The following is an 18,931-nucleotide window of genomic DNA, read 5'->3' as shown; positions in this document are numbered from 1 at the left end:
ACTCTCCTTCAGACCATGGCCTCGATCAGCATCGGCCCGCTGCTGTGAAGGCCCGCGGCCAATGCTGTGTTGAACTGCTCGGCCGTATCTACCCTCACTGCTTCAACGCCCATACCGCCCGCCATAGCGACCCAGTCCAGATCTGGTCTATCGAGATCGAAGATATCATGCGCGGTCGGTCCAGGCACAGCACCTACATTTCTGAGTTCACCGTGCAGAACAGCATACGATCGATTGTTGAATATGACCGTTGTGACGTTAAGATTTTCTCGCGCCTGCGTCCACAACGCCTGTACCGTGTACATCGCGCTGCCATCACCGGAAAGACACAGCACTGGCCGATCAGGACAGGCCACAGCTGCACCGGTCGCTTCCGGCAAGGCGCGTCCGATCGCTCCACCTGTACCGGCCAACCAGTCGTGTGGCGGACAGCCTCGAGTAAATGAATGAAGCCCACGCCCCGATGTGATCGACTCATCGGAGACGATTGCATCTTCGGGAAGCAAATGGCCAACCGCCGCCCAGAGCGCCTCGAGCGTCAGTTCACCGGAAGACAGATCAGGACGCTTTGCTAATTCTAGATTAGGCGACGTCGACTGTGCCCCGATCGAATCACACAGGCGCTCGAGACCGTCCGCAATATCCTCTTCGGCCGTTGCCAGAACATGGATTTCACAGTTCTGTGGGATGAGCAGACTGGGCTTGTTTGGATAAGCAAAAAATGCGACCGGCGCCTTGGCACCGACCAGAATCAGATGACGGATACCCTCCAGAACCTTTACCGCCTGGTCGACCACATAGGGAATACGTTCAACGGTGACACGGCCCGCCCCCCGCTCGGTTCTGGCTGACATCAATTCAGACCGTATTGCTGCGTTACTGTGCGCGGCAATCCGACCCGCAATCTCGAGTGTTGGTGCGCGCAGTGCTCTCCCACCCAGCAGCAACATGGCGGGTTCACCAGTACACAGGGCCGCAGCACAGTTTTCTACAGCAGCCTCACCGACTGCCCCCGGACCCGCTTGGACAGGAACTTCGGCTACACCGGCCCCGTCGGTCCAGGCAGTGTCGGCCGGTAGAATCAAAGTTGATATAGCTCCAGGGAATGTCCGGGCAGCAGCAATTGCCTCCGCAGCATCAGAAGCAACGGACTTTGAATCGACAGAGGTTCTAACCCAGTCAGAGACAGGGCGTGCGATGCCTTCGACATCGGCTGTCAGCGGTGCGTCGTAGGCTATGTGGTAAGTCGCGTGTTCGCCGACAATATTGACAATCGGCGTTCTGGCTTTTTTGGCGTTGTGGAGGTTCGACAGACCGTTGCCGAGCCCGGGGCCCAGGTGCAGCAACGTCCCTGCGGGTTTATCAGACATTCGGCCATAACCATCCGCCGCACCGGTCACAACACCTTCGAACAAACACAAAATGCAGCGCATCCCGTTAATCTTGTCCAAAGCAGCGCAGAAGTGCATCTCTGACGTACCTGGATTGGTAAAACACACGTCCACGTCACCGGCCAACAGTGTTCGAACCAGACTTTCAGCACCGTTCATCGCGGGTCCTTTCGTTTTTGTTGTGTAACACTACAGTTTAAATCTGAGGCCATACCACTTCAGAACCTATGTCAGGCAACTTACCTTGTAGACTGATTCAAGAACTAAGCGTCCAGACAAAGCCCCCGAACAACCCGCTCCAGATAATAACCTGGAGTCTTTATCAGTGACGAACCGCGTAGAACAACGTCATCTGACTCTTCAGTTCAAGCACTTCAAAACTGTTAAAGCCAGCCTGTTTCACCAGCGACTCCATTCCCGACGGGCCAAGACACGTTCCAAGGCCAGGGCCACCAGCAGCCAGCGACTGCGTCATACAGTGGAACACACTCATGCCGTAGTACAACGCACCAATAGGGTTAATGTTCTCTTCGAGGTTGTCCGCGACCTTCGGTTCAATGATGAACAGTGTCCCGTCAGAACTGAGCAATTCGCATAGCTTCTTCAACACCCCCACAGGCTCTGTCAGATCATGAATACAGTCACAAGTGGTGATCAAATCAAATTGCTGACCGGGCTCGAGATCTGCAAACGTACCCTGAACAAAATTAAGATTACCGGTAAGCCCTGCACCCTGAGCATATTTGCAGGCCTGCTCGATGGACGCTTGGTCGATGTCCAGGCCGATGAACTGCGATTCAGAAAATGCGCCGGCCATCGTGAGTACTGCGTGTCCGGTACCACAGCCAAAGTCAAGCACCCGCCCTCCGGCGGTTAGCTTTTCGTACACCGTCGGCATCGATTTCAGCCAGTAGCTGACAAAACGCTGCTCGTAAAGCCCCCGGTTCATCAGGTCTATAGCCAGTATCCCGTCCTGCCCATAATCTTCGAACGGAACACCGCCGCCATTAATAAAAGCATCCGACACTCTGGGCGCCACGCTCAACATCATTGGCAATGAGTGGAGTAATCCCCCCATATAGTGATCGGTTCCTTCAGAGGCCAGAAGAAAACCGAGCTCATCAGGCAGTTCAAACGTTTCATTATCCACGTCGTATTGGAGATATTCCGCACATACCATCCCTTTCAGCCACTCTTCAACATAGCGCGGCTGCAAACCGCTTTTTTCAACTACGTGCTCCATCGTCATTGGTCCTTGCCCGGAAAGTGTCTGAAACAGACCTGTCTGAGCGCCTACATACGCCAAGCCGGCTGCCATACCGCCGGACAAGTCGCTCATTACCTTGCCTGCGTATTCTTTGATTCTCTCTTTTTCCATCGGCAATCTCCTTGCTACCAGAAACTTCATCGATCAGGTTTACACCCCTGATAGGGTAGATGATACCTGACTGATTCTACGTGGGAGAAGCAAATTCCTGCTGTTTAACCCCTTCGATAAACAGGTTGAATGGTCGGACGTTGTAACACTATTCCGCCAGGCAGCGCGGTACAATATTATTTTGTCCTCCAACTTAAGGCGAAAAAGTGCTGGAAGCCAATCGCATTGTACGCCGAACTACCCGGCAGGTTCGTGTAGATGGTATCCCCATCGGGGGGGACGCACCCATTGTCGTACAGTCGATGACCAATACCGACACCACCGACAGTGCGGCGACCGCTGAGCAGGTCATTGAACTGGCCGAAGCAGGATCGGAGCTCGTCAGAATAACGGTCAACACCGAACAGGCTGCAGCAGCTGTTGAAGATGTTCGTAAACGGCTTGATGCGGCGGGCTGTACAGTACCGCTGGTGGGCGACTTCCACTACAACGGTCACAAGCTTCTGGCCAAATTCCCGCCGTGTGCAGAAATTCTTGCCAAGTACCGCATCAATCCCGGCAACGTGGGCCGGGGTGATCGTCACGACAGCCAGTTCAGACAAATGATCGAAATTGCCTGCCGCTACGAAAAACCGATCCGGATCGGCGTTAATTGGGGATCACTGGACCAGAATCTTCTTGCACAGCAGCTAGACGAAAATGCTGCCCAGCCAACCCCGAAATCGCTCGCGGAAGTCACTCGAGATGCACTGGTGGAATCTGCCGTACAAAGCGCTGAGTTCGCCGTCCACGAGGGACTGACGCACGATGCCATCATCCTCTCATGCAAAGTCAGTCGGGTGCAGGATCTCATTTCAGTGTACCGAGACCTCTCCAAGCGAAGCGACATGCCGTTGCATTTAGGGCTGACTGAAGCAGGTATGGGCGATAAAGGCATCATCTCCTCTTCAGCTGCACTGTCCATCCTGCTCCAAGAAGGTATCGGTGACACCATCCGGATATCACTGACACCAGAACCGGGCGGTGATCGCACACGCGAAGTGCACGTCGCACAAGATCTGCTACAGAGTATGGGTTTTCGTTCCTTTACCCCGCAGGTCACGGCATGTCCAGGATGCGGCAGGACAGGCAGCGACTTCTTTCAGCACCTGGCAGATCAGGTGCAATCTCACCTAAAACAGCAGATGCCCCTGTGGCGCCTACAGTATCCCGGTGTAGAGTCGCTCTCTGTGGCCGTCATGGGCTGTGTGGTCAATGGTCCTGGCGAAAGCCGTCATGCCGATATCGGAATCAGTCTTCCAGGGGGTGGGGAACATCCGGTCGCGCCGGTTTACGAAGACGGGGAGAAAACAGTCACCCTCCGTGGCGACGACATCGCCGCTCAATTCCTGGCGCGAGTGGAAAACTACATTCAAAACCGGTTTGCAAACAACTGAACCTAGCGTGTACGGCTCCTCCGATTCGGATACTTACATGCTATCCCGGTTCATTGCCCGGAATACCAACGTCGAGTTGGTGCCACCAAATCCGAAACTGTTTGACATCACCACACTCAAGCCTGCATTGTCCTGGCAGGTCAGCACAATTGGAAACCCCTCGGCCTCTGGATCGAGCGTGGAAATATTGGCAGACGCTGCTATAAAGTCACCGTCGAGCATCAGCAGCGAATAAACCGCTTCGTTAACACCCGCTGCGCCAAGCGCATGCCCTGTGAGAGACTTTGTCGCACTGATTGGAGGAATCTGGTCGCCGAACACTTCTGCAATAGCATTGAGTTCCCGAATATCGCCAACCGGTGTACTGGTTCCGTGGGTATTCACATAATCAACAGGGTCTTCAAAACCCTCTAGTGCCTGACGCATACAACGAATCGCACCTTCTCCCGAGGGTTGTACCATATCGAAACCATCAGAAGTTGCACCATATCCCACCAACTCGGCATAGATCTTTGCCCCGCGCTTTACTGCATGTTCGAGTTCTTCCATGACCAGTACACCGCCACCACCGGAAATCACGAAGCCGTCCCTGTCGGCATCATAGGTTCGCGAGGCACTCTGTGGGCGGTCGTTGTACTTTGATGAGAGGGCACCCATGGCATCAAAAAGTACCGTAGTTGACCAATGAAGTTCCTCACCACCACCGGCAAATACTATGTCCTGCTTGTCGAGTTGGATCAATTCCGCCGCATTCCCAATACAGTGGGCGCTGGTTGCACAGGCTGAACTGATCGAGTAAGACACACCTTTGATCTTGAACGCCGTTCCTAAACACGCTGCGGTACTGCTGGCCATGGTTCGCGTCACCATATAGGGACCCACACGCTTTACGCCCTTCGCCCGAAGCGAGTCCACGGCATCGACAACATTCTCAGGTGACCCGCCGCCAGAACCCACGACCAATCCTGTTCGTGGATTCGAAACCATCTCCTCGTCCAGACCCGAATCTTCCAGGGCTTCACGCATGGCCAGATAATTGTAGGCCGCGGCATCACCCATAAATCTCTTGACCTTTCGGTCTATTTCTGCTGTCAGGTCAATATCAATACTGCCGCAGACCCTCGACCGGAAACCCAACTCCTCATATTTCTCACTGTAGACAATTCCGGAACTGCCGTGTCGAAGAGCAGCTGCCACTGCCTGGCGACTGGTTCCAATACTCGAAACGATACCTATGCCCGTCACAACCACCCGTCTCATATCTCACCTCCGACTTCGGGGCCGGCGAACAAACCAACACGGAGATCTTTCCCGGTATAGATTACCTTTCCGTCGGCCTCGACCTGGCCATCTGCAATACCCATGACAAGCTTTCTCATCACAACCCTTTTCAGTGACAGCTGGAAACGTACTAATTTGCAGTCCGGTGTCACCTGCCCGGTAAAGCGAATTTCTCCTGACCCCAGTGCGCGCCCGTGTCCCAGACCCCCCTTCCAGCCGAGGAAAAAGCCCATCAGCTGCCAGAGGGCATCGACACCCAGACAACCTGGCATCACAGGGTCACCTTTAAAGTGACACGTGAAGAACCACTGTTGCGGTTCAATGTCTAGTTCCGCGATCACCTCACCCCTGCCATAAGCACCTCCCTTGTCAGAGATATGTGTGATGCGATCAAACATCAACATCGGCGGCAAAGGCAACTGCGCATTGCCATCACCGAACATCTGGCCGCGGCCGCAAGCCAGCAACTCGGCTCGCTCATAGGAATTCTGTCGCTCGCTATTCATTGGTCGACCCGTTGGTTAATCACTCAACCACACTCCGCATATCGAGAAGATTCGGAATCTCCGATAAGTTGATGGAGATTATATCGTGGTCCACTACCACGCTGGCCGCGCAGATTAACCCTCGACCACGATAAGATGAAGCCTGCGGGGCCCGTGAGCACCGTACTGTACCGTCTGTTCGACATCTGCTGTCTTTGACGGCCCGGTGATCAGGTTCACTACGCGGGGCAATCCGTCTGGCAACCCACGCAGTCTCGCCCAAATATCTTCCTGGTGCCTGACAATCAGGGTCGAGTTCAAAACAATGATATGGTCATCAGGCAAGAAATTATGAGAAGTCCAACGCTGCTCTCCGCTGAGGAGCACCAGAGTGCCTGTCTCGGCAATTCCGGCGTAAGCTTCGCTTATCGCCACCGAATCTTCGACTGTTGCAGGGCGTTTCTCTATGGAAATATCATCGGGCCACAATACCAAATCCAGCAGTTCACCCTGCCCGACCAGGAGTTGTTTAGGATTTTCTATGGCCGTCAGGTGACGCAGTACCGCAGCCGGCACTTCGGCCAGGCCCGCTACACGTTCGTAGGTACCGTGGACCGCAGCATGCTTGTCACAAAATCGCTGTATCAGTGGATCTTCTACGTGGGGCTGAATGTGGGCCTCGGACGCCGAGATCCACTTTTCTACCAATTCGACGCGACCAGGAGAATGCTGTTCTCTGGTAGCCAGAGAGGACCGCACAGCCTGAAGAATGTTATTCCTTGAGCCAGTCACGCGTCACTGTCTCTTTTAGCTTGCCATTGAACCTGAAAAGTACGCTTTTCCGGCACTGCCAAATCGCGACCTCCTGTCCATCCACCCGCCCCCGGCAATCTACGTAAGACACCCCGTCCTCTGCCAAAACGATTCATCGCCCAGACAGGTAGTGCGACGACACCCTGGTAGAGCCTCGGTCGACGTGCAAACCAGGCCCACAGCGACAGCAGACGTCTGCCCAGCCACGGGTTGAGATTTCGACGGTACTGCTCAAATCTGTGTCTTCGGAGCATGTCCGACAATGGAATTCGTACCGGACACACATCATTGCAGCGACCATTCAAGGTACAGGCGTTGGGCAGATCGAACGACCGCTCAAACCCCTGCATGAGTGGCGTCAGCACTGACCCCATGGGGCCTGAATAGACCCAGCCGTAAGCATGACCCCCCACTGCTGAATACACCGGACAGTGATTCAAACAAGCGCCGCAACGTATACAACGCAACATTGAACGATAACTGCCGCCCAGCATAGCGGATCGACCATTGTCCAACAGCACAACATGGTATTCCGTTGGGCCTTCGACCTCCCCCTGGCGACGGGGTCCTGCATACAAAGTCGTGTACGCAGACATCTCCTGGCCAGTGGCACTGCGACTCAGGATACGGAGGAATGTCGAAAGATCATCCAGCGAAGGGATGACCTTCTCGATGCCTGCTGTGATGATCTGAACGCGAGGCAAGGTGCTGGCGAGATCCCCATTTCCTTCGTTCGTGACAATGACGTTTGCACCGGTCTCAGCGACCAGAAAATTAGCACCGGTTATACCGACATCGGCGCGGGCAAATACATTACGCAGTACACTGCGTGCTTCATTTACGATGTCTTCCCGGCGAGTGACCCGTTCAGAAAATCCATGACCCTTGTGATTTTCGTAAAACAGTTCCGTGATCTGCTCTCGGGTCTTATGGATCGCCGGGGCAATGATGTGACTGGGTGACTCACCGGCAAGCTGGATAATATATTCACCAAGATCAGTTTCGGCGACTTCAATACCGGCTTCCTCAAGCACTCTGTTGAGTCCCATCTCCTCGGATACCATCGACTTACCTTTCGCGACGAGTCGGGCATCAGCATCGAGACATATCTTCTTGACAATTTCGCAGGCTTCTTCAGCAGTCTGTGCCCAGTGAACATGACCACCATTCTCGATCGTCTTGCGCTCGTAGCGTTCAAGATACAGATCGAGATGATTGAGCACATGATCTTTGATATCCTGTGCTGCATCGCGTAGGGACTCAAACTCCGCCAGTTCCTCTATAGCAATCCGCCTTGCACCAACAAAACCACCTTTAGCCCGCTCCATCGCCTGTAGTAATGCGGGATCAGACAGCGCCTCCCGTGCCTTGCTCTTAAAGACCGCTGCTGAAGGTGCCGCCTGCGTCATGCCTCGTCCCCGGGCTCAGCGATTCCAGGTCCATCCGCCATACCAGCAAGCACTTCTGCGATGTGGAACACCTTGGTTGCTTTTCCTTCTCGGCGCAGGCGACCGGCGATATTCAACAAACATCCCAGATCCCCACCCAGCAGGGTGTCTGCCGCGGTCTGTTCTAGATCAGAAACCTTATTTGACACCAGCCGAGTAGAGATTTCCGGATATTTGACACTGAACGTCCCCCCAAATCCGCAACAGACGTCTCGCTCGTCAAGTTCTGCCAATGAAAGATCCTTGACCAAAGACAATAACTGCCGTGGCTGCTCCTGAATGCCCAGTTCACGCAGACCTGAACACGAGTCGTGATAGGCACACTTTGCCGGATAACACGAACCCAACGAATTCACCTGCATAACCTCAACCAGAAAGCGGGTCAGCTCCCACGTTCTGGCTGCCATTCGCTGAGATCGATAAAGCCAAGATGATTCGTATCTGAACAGTCTCGGGAAATGTTCACTGAACATCCCTGCGCACGATCCTGAAGGAACAACGATGTAGTCAAACTGATCAAAGACGTTGATGACCTGCTTTGCAATCGCACGACTGTTGGCCTCATCCCCATTGTTGTAGGCGGGCTGACCACAACAACTCTGACTGCGTGGCACCTCCACCTCACAACCGGCCTGCTCCAGTAGCTTAACGGCTGCAAACCCGACCCTTGGCCTCATGATATCTACGAGGCAGGTCACAAAGAATCCCACTCTTGGTTTTTTCAGGGTATCACTCATCCGGTGGCCACTCACTCAAATGGCAAGATATACTACCGTACGACTCTAACATCGTTTAGCGACCGGGTATGATCGGCCAATATCCGACCCATAAACCGACGGCCTGATGCACTGATTCACGGGTGCATTTGATGGACTGACCAATCGATTCGATATGTATTTGTCCAAATTTCGGGACCGGCCAGAATTTCTCCTTTTGCTCACGGCGGCTGCTGTGCCCCTGAGCTTTGCGACCTGGCAGGCACTGCTCAATAACTTTGCGATTGAGCGCGCTGCCTTCAGCGGTGCAGAGATGGGTATTCTGCAAAGCCTTCGTGAAGTTCCAGGATTTCTCGCGTTTTTGGTGGTGTTTCTTCTATTTCTATGTCGAGAGCAGACCATAGCCTATGTGTCGTTACTGTTGCTGGGAGTGGGCACACTCGTGACTGGGTGGTTTCCGAGTGTTATCGGACTCTATGTCACTACCGTGGTGATGTCGCTTGGATTTCACTACTTTGAGACTGTTCACTCCTCATTGTGTCTACAGTGGGTCGACAAGGACAAGGCACCTGAATTACTTGGAAGGGTGATCGCAGTGGGAGCATTTACCTCTATCGTGGTCTATGGCTTTATCTGGATTACGTTTGAGGTTCTAGCTATTGATTTCTCGCTTGTCTACCTTTTGGGCGGTGGTGCAACTGTGGTGATCGGTTTTGTTTGTTGGCTACTGTTTCAACAGTTCCCAGTCACAGTCAAACAGAACCGTCAGATGGTGCTGCGTCGACGGTACTGGCTGTATTACGCTCTCACATTTCTCTCGGGCGCAAGGCGACAGATATTCATCGTGTTTGCCGGATTTTTGATGGTCGAGAAATTTGGTTTCGACGTGGCAACGATTTCAATACTGTTTCTGGTGAATGCTGTGCTTAACATGCTGTTCGCCGCCCGTTTGGGACGATTGATCGGTAATATAGGTGAGCGGAGAATTCTAATATTCGAGTATGTCGGGCTTACGATTGTGTTTACAGCCTACGCGTTCGTGAACAACGCCGGTATAGCCGCTGGTCTTTACATCATCGACCATTTTTTCTTTGCACTCGCGATAGCAATTCGAACCTATTTCCAGAAGATTGCCGATCCGGCCGATATTGCAGCCACTGCTGGCGTTGGTTTTACCATCAATCACATCGCAGCGGTGGTATTGCCCGCGGTGTTGGGTTTCCTGTGGCTTATCTCACCGTCAGCTGTTTTCCTGGTGGGCAGTGCGCTGGCGGTACTGTCGATGCTGCTTTCATTCAACGTGCCAGAAAACCCTTGCCCGGGAAACGAAGTAGTCCATGGCCGCTGGGGATCGGCCAAGGATCCGACTCTGAATACCGTTCGTCAGAACTGATCCCTCTGTCGGTTGTACCTTGATAAGTCGGCTATCCGCAGCACTAGCACACTGTGAATGAAATTTCGTATCCAGCAAACTTTCGAATGTTCAAAACACCCAGGTCGAGAATCAGGTATTGGCCTTTGATCCCCTCAAGGGTGCCCTTTACAACCCTTTCTTTATCAAAATTGTACGTCTTTATCTTGTCCGGGTAGTGTAAGACCGGGTAAGAGATCCGTGTCACTTGTTCCTGCCCCTTCAGGCGGACAGCCGCCGAGCCGAACTTTGACTGGCAGTCTGTGAGCAAAGCTTCGCTGGTCTTGCGCAGTTGATCCCATTCGGACTTGAGATCGATCTCGGTTTGTCCTCCTTTCAGCATTCGACGCCAGTCAGTTCTGTCATTGACTGTGCCTTTTAGCACGGTCTCTATCAGACCCGACTGCAGTCGGGTATCCACTTCAACGATCGGTAATGCCTGTATCGCACCCTGGTCTATCCATCGCGTTGGCACTTGTGTTTTGCGTGTGATCCCCACTTTCAGGCCCGAAGAATTGGCAAGATAAACCACGTGAGGTTGCATACAATGCGTCTCCCCCCACTGCGGTTCCCTGCAGGTTCCTTCATGGTAATGACACAGTTCGGGCTTGACGATACACGTATCGCATGCAGCCAGGCGACGTAAGCAGGGAAAACAGTACCCTTGATTAAAGCTCTTATTCGTTTTTCGACCGCATTCAATACAAAATATTCTTCCCGAATAAACGAGGGAAATCTCCTGTCCAAGCAGGGGATTCAAATCGATCAGCTCTTCTCCCACCGGCAGCCGGTAATGAACCGGGTCTACCAGCTCGGCAGGCATTTTTCGAAGCGTTCCTTCTGTCATCTGAATTAATCCGGAATGTCTCGGTCTTTACGTCCGGTCACCAGCCGGATGGAAGGCGCCTGTTAATGCGAATCTGTTCCGATGTAACGCTAATATAGTCTCCTTTGACCAGATCACTCATGATCCGACTCACCATCTCCCTGAATGCACCGATCATGTCGGCGATAAGCTGGTGCGTGAGGCGCTCGTTGACAACATGAACATCGTCTTCGACCACCGACCTGCGCTCGAGTACTTCCACAATCCGACAATAAACATCCTTCAGTGCAAGGTTCTCCACGTTCTTCGTTAATCGCCTCACCATATAGGCCAGTGAGCGAATAAGTGACCGGGCGAGTTCAGGATGATTGTCCAGTAGATCCATAAAGTGATCTCTATAGATTATCAACAGTTCCGTTTTTTCCAGCGCGGCGACCGATGCCGATCTGGGTTCTTCATCCAGCAGGGCGATCTCACCAAAACATGCTCCTCGAGATTCGACAGTCAGTACCACTTCTTTCCCTTCATTGTCGCTCAAAAGGACCTTAATTCGTCCGCTGACCACGACATAAAGTCCGTCGGCTGGATCTCCTTCCGTAACGATAACACTGCCTCGCTTGAACCACCTGCGGGTCGAACAGTGAGTAAGTTGATCAAGGTCTGACTGTTTCAGGCCCGCAAAAATAGGCACTTCGGCCAGTATCGAGGAATTCATTCACTGCTCCGGCAGGTATTGATGAGCTCGTGTCGGTACAACACAGAGTATCCAGGCAGGTATGTCAACGCAACCGACAGTAGTTCAACTGCGCCGACGGTGTTTGCGACCCGTGCTCCTGCCTTTATCCTGCGATTTATCTTGCCGGCTTGGAAGGGTCACTACCTTTGCCAGCTGCGGGAATTCTGCAGTCTGATGGGGTATTGCCATCGCCGCGACAAAATGCTCCTGGAATCGCGGTTCCACAGCTGTCTCGATTTTCTCTATCCGACGGACTTCTTTTTCTATTTCCTGCCGTGCATTCTGATCAACCAGTGCAATATGCGCACCGGTCCCCGCAGCATTTCCCGCGGATGTGACATTGTCGAGATCGCAATCCGGGATTAAGCCCAATACCATGGCGTACATCACGTCGATGTGAGAACCAAACGCACCAGCAAGCCGGATCCGATCAACATACTGGATGCCAAGACCGTCCATCAACAATCGAATTCCGGCGTACAGCGCTGCCTTAGCCAGCTGAATGGCCCGGACGTCATTTTGTGTGATCTGTAGGGTCACACTCTGGTCATACAGCACATAGGAGAAAGTCCGCCCATCAGCGATGATCCGACGAGATCGGCTTACCTGGGCACCATCGATCACACCGTCGCTGGAGCAGATTCCCGAAAGCACCATTTCCGCAATGACCTCGATTATCCCGGAACCGCAAATACCCGTTACGCCGTGATCGGCAATACTCTGATCAAATCCGCCTTCATTAGACCAAAGATCTGAACCAATCACCTTGAATCGAGGTTCAAGCGTATCCCGATCAACGCGAACTCGCTCTATTGCGCCCGGTGCAGCCCTCTGCCCGCAGCTGATCTGAGCACCCTCGAAAGCGGGTCCGGTTGGGCTGCTTGCCGCAAGCATCCGATGTCGATTTCCCAGCACTATCTCCGCATTGGTGCCAACATCAACCAGCAGCGTTATTTCCTCACGTAAATAGGGTGCTTCAGACAGCACCATCGCGGCTGCGTCCGCACCGACATGACCGGCAATGCAAGGTAAAACGTAAGACCTCGCCCCGGGGTGCAGATCCAGATCCAGTTCACTGGCTTTGAGCTCGATCGCCTGATCAGTTGTCAAAGCAAAGGGAGCACCACCGAGTTCTATCGGGCTGATACCCAGCAGCAGATGGTGCATAACGGGATTACCAACAAAGGTCGCGTCCAGGACGTCGGTGGTGTCATAGCCCGCCTGCCGACAGACTTCTTGCGCCAGCTGGGCGATCGCAGCCCGCACCACCTGTGTCATTTCCTTGTCGCCGCCAGGGTGCATCATGACATAGGACACCCGACTCATCAGGTCCTCACCGAAGCGGATCTGCGGGTTCATCATGCCCGAAGAAGCCAGAACTTCACCGGAGGAAAGATCACAAAGATGCACTGCTATCGTGGTTGATCCTACATCGACTGCAATACCCAAAGCGCGATCTCTGAATCCAGCCCAGACTGCTATGATCTGCTTCTGTCGATAGACAGCCACGGTGGCTTTTCGTTCGCCTGATTTCAGACTGCCCTGCAGCGTCTCAAGTACGTGCCGATCACAGCCAAGGCCGGTAAGACCCCATTCAAACTCCAGCTCCTCGAACAACCGCTGCAGGTCGCCAGCCGGGTCATGCATATTGGGTTCGGGCACGTCCAGGTAATGCAGGCGCACCAGGGGATCCACATCGATATCGTGTACTTCAATCCTTTTTCGTACAACCTGCTTGTGGACCTGGCTGTCGGCCGGCACGTCTATGACCACATCGCCCAGAATTCGGGTCGAACAACTCAGGCGGCGACCTTGGGTAAGAGATTGCTGTCGGTCGTATTCCACTTCACTGTCGCTACGCGCTGATAGATTGTCCAGATTCGACTCAATTCCGTGTTTGGGGAAAGAACCTTCGCTGAGAAGCACCTGACAGCGACCACAGATTGCTCGACCCCCGCAAACCGAATCGATGTCGACACCGAGTTCTTGTGCTGCCTGCAACACCGTAGTGCCCACCTGGAAACGACCGCGTCGGCCCGAAGGTGTAAATACGACCATTGCTTCTGTCATTGTTCTACTCAAATACTGTCTCAGTACCCGTTCGAATCTGTTCGTCTGGATGTACTGTGTAGTAATCCGATGCATCGTCAAAGTAGATATGTTCTTGTGTGCTAAGGCCCGTGGGCACGTCCAATGATCCAGCTGCTATAGACAATGATGTTGACCCGTCCAATTGCCAGAACAGGCTGGAACCACAGCGACTGCAGAACCCGCGCTTGGCCTTTGACGACGAGCGATACCACGACAGTGTTTTCTGACTGTGGATCTCGACGGCATCTACTGGCGCTGCGGTTGCTGCCCAGAGGTGACCACTGCTCCGCCGACACTGTGAACAATGGCAAACCAGCACGCTACGCAGTTCACCTGTGATCTTGAAGGTGACGGCGCCGCACAGGCAGTGACCATGATGTTTGGAACCTGTCATCTTGCTGAACGGCGGCGTCGATTCCGCCCTCGCTCTCGGCCCCCGCCTGTCTCAGTATCTTGCACCGGCTCCCTGTATTTTTTGATCCAGCGTCGACAATCGGGGTCGTGACCCGTCATCACATCGGCCCCTGAAACGGCCTGCATCACTTCTCCGTGTAACGGATTTGTAATGGCCGATGTCATACCCGCACCTATAGCCATGGCAAGAAATGCCGAGTTCAGCCCATTCCGATTGGGGAGACCAAAACTGATGTTGGAGGCACCACAAGTGGAATTCACTTTCAATTCTTCACGCAATCGACGGACGATACTCATCACCTGCCGACCCGCGTCATTCAATGCGCCAATAGGCATAACGAGCGGGTCTACAACAACATCCTCCCGCGGTATTCCATGATCTTCGGCACGCTCTACAATCTTTCTGGCTACTTCAAACCGGACATCCGGATCCTCTGAGATACCGGTCTCATCATTCGATATCGCAACCACAGCGGCATTGAATTTTCTAACCAGCGGGAGAACAGTTTCAAGACGTTCTTCCTCACCCGTAACTGAATTCACCAGCGCTTTACCCTGATAAACCGAAAGACCCGATGCCAGGGCCGCAACGATCGATGAATCAATAGACAACGGTACATCAGTCAACGACTGAACGAGTTGTATGCACTCGGCGAGAATGGCAGGTTCATCAGCCAGCGGTATACCGGCGTTTATGTCCAACATATGCGCGCCAGCCGCCACCTGTGCCAGCGCGTCGGCCTCAACCCGACTGTAATCTCCGTTTTTCATTTCTTCTGAAAGAACCTTGCGCCCAGTAGGATTGATCCTCTCCCCGATAATGCAAAACGGCTGATCAAACCCTATTCGAAGCTCCCGATTTGCCGAACTGACTAGCGTAATGGTCACTGCATACTCCTGGAGTCGTAAAGATTCTCCAGTTGTGGCGGCATCGATGGGGATCGCCCGTTCAATACACCGGATTTCTGGATGATTTCCGCTACCATCTCTTCCTGCCTATAGGCCATCACATGTACACCTGCAATTCCATCGATCTCCCTGATCTGTTGCATCAATTCGATGCAGTTCTCTATGCCTTCTTGCTGTTGATCCACAGCACCCTCGAGTCGAGCTAAATTCCACAGTGGATGTAGCTTATTCAATACGGCCTCCAAAACTTGGTAGGCCGTTTCAAGCAGGCGTGAGTGGCGTACTGACCATCTTCGGACAACGTACATCTGGGCTCAGGCTTGGTTAGGCAGAATCAGTTTTAACGCCCTTGGCCCGAATTAACGCCAGCAGGTCGTCATCGCTATAATGCTGTTCAAGTAGATCTGCTAATTGTTTAGCAGCCATTTCAAGATCTTCACCACAGGTAGAGGCTTCCCGTCGCCACTCACTCAAGTAAGCATCACTACTGCCTTTACCCGCCCGCATCGCGGCACGGTCAATGGCCTCTTGAAATCGTTGACTGAGCTTTGCCTTGCTCGTCAATCGCCCTTTTTTCGCAATAACCTGTGACGGAATATCCCGCCAATAGACAGTAATCAGTTTAGCCATCGGGTGTAGTCTCAGTCAGCGGCACAGACACCATGAACCGGTTCAAGCCGGTTTCCAGCTGACCGAATCCGGTAGGGCGATGTTCAAACTTAAGCCCGAGTCGATCCGCTGCACGTCGCGCCTTGGTGACTAGCTCCGGTGTTTCGGCCTGTGACAGGTACAACAATCGACTGTAGTTCCTGAAAAAAGTCTCTCTGAGTTCGGGATGCCGGTCCAATCCCAACTCATCGATGATCAGCCTGTCAAAATGACGAACCAGGAAGTCAGTCAGGTAAAAGGTGCCAGGCTCAGCGTCGTGCAACTGTTCAAAGACCTCCGATCCGGCATAAAACTGGTAGCAATGGGCACCTTCCAGTCTCTCCACCCCGAGCGCCTCGAGCGCGCTGTCCAATAGGCCGCCTGTCCCGCAATCTGCATACGCCACAAATATGTGCGCATATCGATCGCGGTTGCTCTGAACCTTATCCAGCACACGGTCTGGAATCTGATCCGGACGGTTATGAAGGTTAGCGGGCAGGCACTGGACGTCTACATCAGTCCAACTATTGATATCAATCAGTTGCTGGATCTCTCTTGCGAGTGCACCGCAAGCAATGATCAGTTTTGCAGATTGTTGGCCCACTGCTTTACTCTCATGTCGTTTCGTAAACTACTCTGTGCCGTCCACTGCCTGCTCTGCTTCCTCAAATACCAATACAGTTCAGTGTCCAATCTTCGCCTGTCAGGTCTTACGCTGGTATCGACTCCCCTCGGCGCTCTGCGATCAACTGCTTAGCTGTCTCTACTGCCACGGCCGCGTCCCGGCAGTAAGCATCTGCACCAATCGCTTTCCCGAATTCGTCGTTTAACGGTGCGCCACCCACCAGCACGATGTGGTCATCCCGAATACCGCGTTCGATCATGGTATCAATAACCACTTTCATATACGGCATCGTCGTGGTGAGTAGCGCAGACATGCCCACGATGTCCGGCTTATGTTCTTCAATTGCCTCTAGGAAATTCTCGACCGGGTTATTTACACCGATGTTATAGACCTCAAAACCCGCCCCCTCCAGCATCATACTCACGAGATTCTTGCCGATATCGTGGATATCGCCTTTTACCGTGCCAATCACCACTGTACCAATACTTGCCGCACCAGTTTCCGCCAGTAGTGGACGCAGAATCGCCATACCGCCTTTCATTGCGTTGGCTGACATCAGGACTTCAGGCACAAACAGAATACCATCGCGAAAATCGATACCGACTATGCGCATCCCCTCTACCAAGGCATTCGCAAGAAGTTTATCCGGAGCCCAGCCTCGCTCTAGCAGTATGTTCGTCCCCTCTTCAATTTCTTCTCTCAGACCGTCATAAAGATCATCGTGCATCTGCTCAACGAGTTCCTCGTCAGACAGTGTACTCAGATCCAGTTCTTCTTCAGCATCTGCAACTTCAGTATCTGCAACTTCAGTCTCAGTCATCGTCTCCGCACCTTATGGTTGATGTTCTACGACACGAGTTAAACGTTCAGATGGTTGACCCCACTACTACAGCGGCATTCTAAGATTAATACTCGGGTCTGTTGATTTGCGCGCGACATGTGAGATCTGTTTTGCGACACCGAGAACTACAAACCAACTGACTAATTGTCAGCTTAATTGATTGCACTGAACAAAACCTGTAAATAACAAGTGTTAATTGCTTTGAAACTAGAAACCGTAATGCCCCGTTCAGGAGAACCTCAGAAATATGCCTGAACGGGCTTTAGGATCGAAACAAGTTGATTTGGGCGGCATGACCAAGCCACGATCTGCGATGCTCATCAAGTCTTTCATGGAAGTTGGATAGCAGGCAATACCAATGCGCCACCCCTCCTCAGCCCTTTGTCTCAAACCATTCAGTCCACTGTCACCTGTGACAAAATTAAGTCGAGGATCAGATCGGTCATCCCCAATACCCAACACAGGTCCAAGAAATAGATTTTGCAGTAGCGATACATCCAGACAACCGACCGGATCGTTGGGTATTCGCGCCGAGCGCACCTGCAGCCGAAACACCCGATTTTCTGCCAGCAGGGTGAACTCACCTGGCTTGGACGGCAGTACCATCGTGTTGTCATCGGAAAACTGATCGACAGTAAAGTTTAACGAGAGCTGGTTAATCAGTTGCTCCACAGAAAACCCGTTTAAATCACGAACACACCGGTTAAAAGGGAGTATCCTCAACTGGGTCGCCGGGAACAGCGCCGCCAGAAAATAACTCCAGGGACCACTGCTTGATTTTTCACTGTGTGATCGACTGACCGCATGTCGAGCGCTAGCTGCCATCCTATGGTGCCCATCGGTGAGGTAGACGGCCTCAACGCTCAAAAACTGGGTTCGCAAAATATCGATCTGCTCGGTCTCAACAACTTTCCAGATCGTCTGTTGCACCCCGTCTTCCAACGCAAAATCAAGCATCGATTTACCCTGGGTAATGATTTCTACAGTCTTATCAATTCGAGCATCGTCCTGATAAGCCAGGCAAACAGGGCTGGAACTCACGCCGACATACTGCAGGTATTGCGTGAGTCTATCTTCATGTTCAGAACGCGTATGCTCATGCCTGTGAATGAGACCTTGCTGATACTCAGCCACCGGTACTTCTGCTATGACAGCCGTCTGCACATGGTTTCCGGCATGCAGTCGGTAAATGTACAGCGCCTGCTGAGGTTGACGCTCGAATGTCGAATCCTCCAACATTTTTTGAACCGCGTTCAGATTGTGATCGAGAACCATCTCCAGAGACGTGTTTTCCGACTCGGTGTATTCCTCTGGCGTTCTCATCGTTTTGATGAAGTTCGACGGGTTTGCCTTGATGTAGGCAGCGCGTTCGGCAGGCGCCATTGAATCGTAAGCAGGTGCAACCACGCGCTCCGCTCGATCACGGCAAACGACATAGGGCATGAAGGTGTGGATCTGTGTCACGCAGATTTACCTGTAAAT

18 protein-coding genes and 1 pseudogene are annotated in these 18,931 nt (G+C 52.9%); 2 read left to right on the top strand and 17 right to left on the bottom strand.

Going from position 1 to position 18,931, the window contains the following annotated elements:
* Positions 1–8: 8 nt before the first annotated feature.
* Together MK323_02295 and MK323_02290 are read right to left on the bottom strand one after the other, a co-directional pair.
* Positions 9–1,550 (bottom strand): acetolactate synthase large subunit, encoded by a 1,542-nt coding sequence (locus tag MK323_02295; protein MCH2480989.1) that lies wholly within the window; start codon positions 1,548–1,550, stop codon positions 9–11.
* Between the two features lie 163 nt (positions 1,551–1,713).
* A complete protein-coding gene (locus MK323_02290; protein ID MCH2480988.1) occupies positions 1,714–2,769 on the bottom strand; it encodes a class I SAM-dependent methyltransferase in 1,056 nt (351 codons plus the stop codon).
* 206 nt (positions 2,770–2,975) lie between these two features.
* Here MK323_02290 and ispG point away from each other — a divergent pair, with 206 nt between their 5' ends.
* The gene (gene ispG / locus MK323_02285; GenBank protein MCH2480987.1) at positions 2,976–4,205 is read left to right on the top strand and encodes a flavodoxin-dependent (E)-4-hydroxy-3-methylbut-2-enyl-diphosphate synthase; all 1,230 of its coding nucleotides are present in this window, start codon (positions 2,976–2,978) and stop codon (positions 4,203–4,205) included.
* A gap of 33 nt (positions 4,206–4,238) precedes the next feature.
* Here the strand turns inward: ispG and fabB are convergent, their stop codons facing one another.
* The 5 genes from fabB to MK323_02260 all read right to left on the bottom strand — a co-directional run bounded on the left by fabB (position 4,239) and on the right by MK323_02260 (position 8,969).
* On the bottom strand, positions 4,239–5,465 hold the full coding sequence (gene fabB / locus MK323_02280) for a beta-ketoacyl-ACP synthase I (GenBank protein ID MCH2480986.1): 1,227 nt from the start codon (positions 5,463–5,465) through the stop codon (positions 4,239–4,241).
* Positions 5,462–5,992 carry a 3-hydroxyacyl-[acyl-carrier-protein] dehydratase FabA gene (fabA, locus tag MK323_02275; protein ID MCH2480985.1) on the bottom strand — a complete coding sequence of 177 codons (531 nt, stop codon included), beginning with the start codon at positions 5,990–5,992 and terminating at the stop codon, positions 5,462–5,464. Before fabA ends, fabB begins: the two co-directional genes overlap by 4 nt.
* Before the next feature lie 114 nt (positions 5,993–6,106).
* Positions 6,107–6,763, bottom strand: coding sequence for an LUD domain-containing protein (locus tag MK323_02270; GenBank protein ID MCH2480984.1), 657 nt, complete (start codon positions 6,761–6,763; stop codon positions 6,107–6,109).
* Entirely contained in the window at positions 6,760–8,193 is a 1,434-nt protein-coding gene (locus tag MK323_02265) for a LutB/LldF family L-lactate oxidation iron-sulfur protein (GenBank protein ID MCH2480983.1), read from the bottom strand. The genes MK323_02270 and MK323_02265 overlap by 4 nt, the downstream gene beginning before the upstream one ends.
* The gene (locus MK323_02260; GenBank protein ID MCH2480982.1) at positions 8,190–8,969 is read right to left on the bottom strand and encodes a (Fe-S)-binding protein; all 780 of its coding nucleotides are present in this window, start codon (positions 8,967–8,969) and stop codon (positions 8,190–8,192) included. Before MK323_02260 ends, MK323_02265 begins: the two co-directional genes overlap by 4 nt.
* 154 nt (positions 8,970–9,123) lie before the next feature.
* Between MK323_02260 and MK323_02255 the strand changes: the two genes are divergently transcribed.
* On the top strand, positions 9,124–10,341 hold the full coding sequence (locus MK323_02255; GenBank protein MCH2480981.1) for an MFS transporter: 1,218 nt from the start codon (positions 9,124–9,126) through the stop codon (positions 10,339–10,341).
* 43 nt (positions 10,342–10,384) lie between these two features.
* On the opposite strand, the gene MK323_02250 is transcribed toward MK323_02255, so the two are convergent.
* The 10 genes and pseudogenes from MK323_02250 to MK323_02205 all read right to left on the bottom strand — a co-directional run bounded on the left by MK323_02250 (position 10,385) and on the right by MK323_02205 (position 18,913).
* Positions 10,385–11,206 carry a DUF2797 domain-containing protein gene (locus tag MK323_02250; protein ID MCH2480980.1) on the bottom strand — a complete coding sequence of 274 codons (822 nt, stop codon included), beginning with the start codon at positions 11,204–11,206 and terminating at the stop codon, positions 10,385–10,387.
* A gap of 37 nt (positions 11,207–11,243) precedes the next feature.
* Positions 11,244–11,900: a Crp/Fnr family transcriptional regulator gene (locus MK323_02245; protein ID MCH2480979.1), complete on the bottom strand. Its 657-nt coding sequence runs from the start codon at positions 11,898–11,900 to the stop codon at positions 11,244–11,246.
* An 84-nt stretch (positions 11,901–11,984) separates the two neighbouring features.
* A complete protein-coding gene (locus MK323_02240) occupies positions 11,985–13,991 on the bottom strand; it encodes an ASKHA domain-containing protein (protein ID MCH2480978.1) in 2,007 nt (668 codons plus the stop codon).
* Between the two features lie 4 nt (positions 13,992–13,995).
* Complete coding sequence (locus tag MK323_02235) at positions 13,996–14,406, bottom strand: GFA family protein (GenBank protein MCH2480977.1); 411 nt, start codon at positions 14,404–14,406, stop codon at positions 13,996–13,998.
* Positions 14,403–15,314, bottom strand: a complete 912-nt coding sequence (locus MK323_02230; protein ID MCH2480976.1) for a methyltetrahydrofolate cobalamin methyltransferase — start codon at positions 15,312–15,314, stop codon at positions 14,403–14,405. The genes MK323_02235 and MK323_02230 overlap by 4 nt, the downstream gene beginning before the upstream one ends.
* Positions 15,311–15,541, bottom strand: a pseudogene (locus MK323_02225) (methylenetetrahydrofolate reductase). The gene MK323_02230 and the pseudogene MK323_02225 overlap by 4 nt, the downstream one beginning before the upstream one ends.
* Before the next feature lie 118 nt (positions 15,542–15,659).
* Entirely contained in the window at positions 15,660–15,965 is a 306-nt protein-coding gene (locus tag MK323_02220; GenBank protein ID MCH2480975.1) for a virulence factor, read from the bottom strand.
* Positions 15,958–16,587: a DUF1638 domain-containing protein gene (locus MK323_02215; protein ID MCH2480974.1), complete on the bottom strand. Its 630-nt coding sequence runs from the start codon at positions 16,585–16,587 to the stop codon at positions 15,958–15,960. Before MK323_02215 ends, MK323_02220 begins: the two co-directional genes overlap by 8 nt.
* A gap of 106 nt (positions 16,588–16,693) precedes the next feature.
* Complete coding sequence (locus tag MK323_02210; protein ID MCH2480973.1) at positions 16,694–17,428, bottom strand: B12-binding domain-containing protein; 735 nt, start codon at positions 17,426–17,428, stop codon at positions 16,694–16,696.
* A 249-nt stretch (positions 17,429–17,677) separates the two neighbouring features.
* Positions 17,678–18,913 carry a DUF1015 family protein gene (locus MK323_02205; protein MCH2480972.1) on the bottom strand — a complete coding sequence of 412 codons (1,236 nt, stop codon included), beginning with the start codon at positions 18,911–18,913 and terminating at the stop codon, positions 17,678–17,680.
* Between the last annotated feature and the right edge of the window lie 18 nt (positions 18,914–18,931).

Source organism: Gammaproteobacteria bacterium, from assembly GCA_022450155.1.
In the GTDB taxonomy this organism is placed as follows: Bacteria; Pseudomonadota; Gammaproteobacteria; order Arenicellales; family UBA868; genus REDSEA-S09-B13.
The sequence above is the reverse complement of the archived record's forward strand: the minus strand, read 5'-3'. Positions and strand labels throughout refer to the sequence as shown.

Bases quoted from the DNA above. Each gene is read 5' to 3' on its own strand.
- MK323_02295 (MCH2480989.1), bottom strand. From the start codon at position 1,550: ATGAACGGTGCTGAAAGTCTGGTTCGAACACTGTTGGCCGGTGACGTG.
- MK323_02290 (MCH2480988.1), bottom strand. From the start codon at position 2,769: ATGGAAAAAGAGAGAATCAAAGAATACGCAGGCAAGGTAATGAGCGAC.
- fabB (MCH2480986.1), bottom strand. From the start codon at position 5,465: ATGAGACGGGTGGTTGTGACGGGCATAGGTATCGTTTCGAGTATTGGA.
- fabA (MCH2480985.1), bottom strand. From the start codon at position 5,992: ATGAATAGCGAGCGACAGAATTCCTATGAGCGAGCCGAGTTGCTGGCT.
- MK323_02265 (MCH2480983.1), bottom strand. From the start codon at position 8,193: ATGACGCAGGCGGCACCTTCAGCAGCGGTCTTTAAGAGCAAGGCACGG.
- MK323_02260 (MCH2480982.1), bottom strand. From the start codon at position 8,969: ATGAGTGATACCCTGAAAAAACCAAGAGTGGGATTCTTTGTGACCTGC.
- MK323_02255 (MCH2480981.1), top strand. From the start codon at position 9,124: ATGTATTTGTCCAAATTTCGGGACCGGCCAGAATTTCTCCTTTTGCTC.
- MK323_02250 (MCH2480980.1), bottom strand. From the start codon at position 11,206: ATGACAGAAGGAACGCTTCGAAAAATGCCTGCCGAGCTGGTAGACCCG.
- MK323_02245 (MCH2480979.1), bottom strand. From the start codon at position 11,900: ATGAATTCCTCGATACTGGCCGAAGTGCCTATTTTTGCGGGCCTGAAA.
- MK323_02240 (MCH2480978.1), bottom strand. From the start codon at position 13,991: ATGACAGAAGCAATGGTCGTATTTACACCTTCGGGCCGACGCGGTCGT.
- MK323_02235 (MCH2480977.1), bottom strand. From the start codon at position 14,406: ATGACAGGTTCCAAACATCATGGTCACTGCCTGTGCGGCGCCGTCACC.
- MK323_02220 (MCH2480975.1), bottom strand. From the start codon at position 15,965: ATGGCTAAACTGATTACTGTCTATTGGCGGGATATTCCGTCACAGGTT.
- MK323_02210 (MCH2480973.1), bottom strand. From the start codon at position 17,428: ATGACTGAGACTGAAGTTGCAGATACTGAAGTTGCAGATGCTGAAGAA.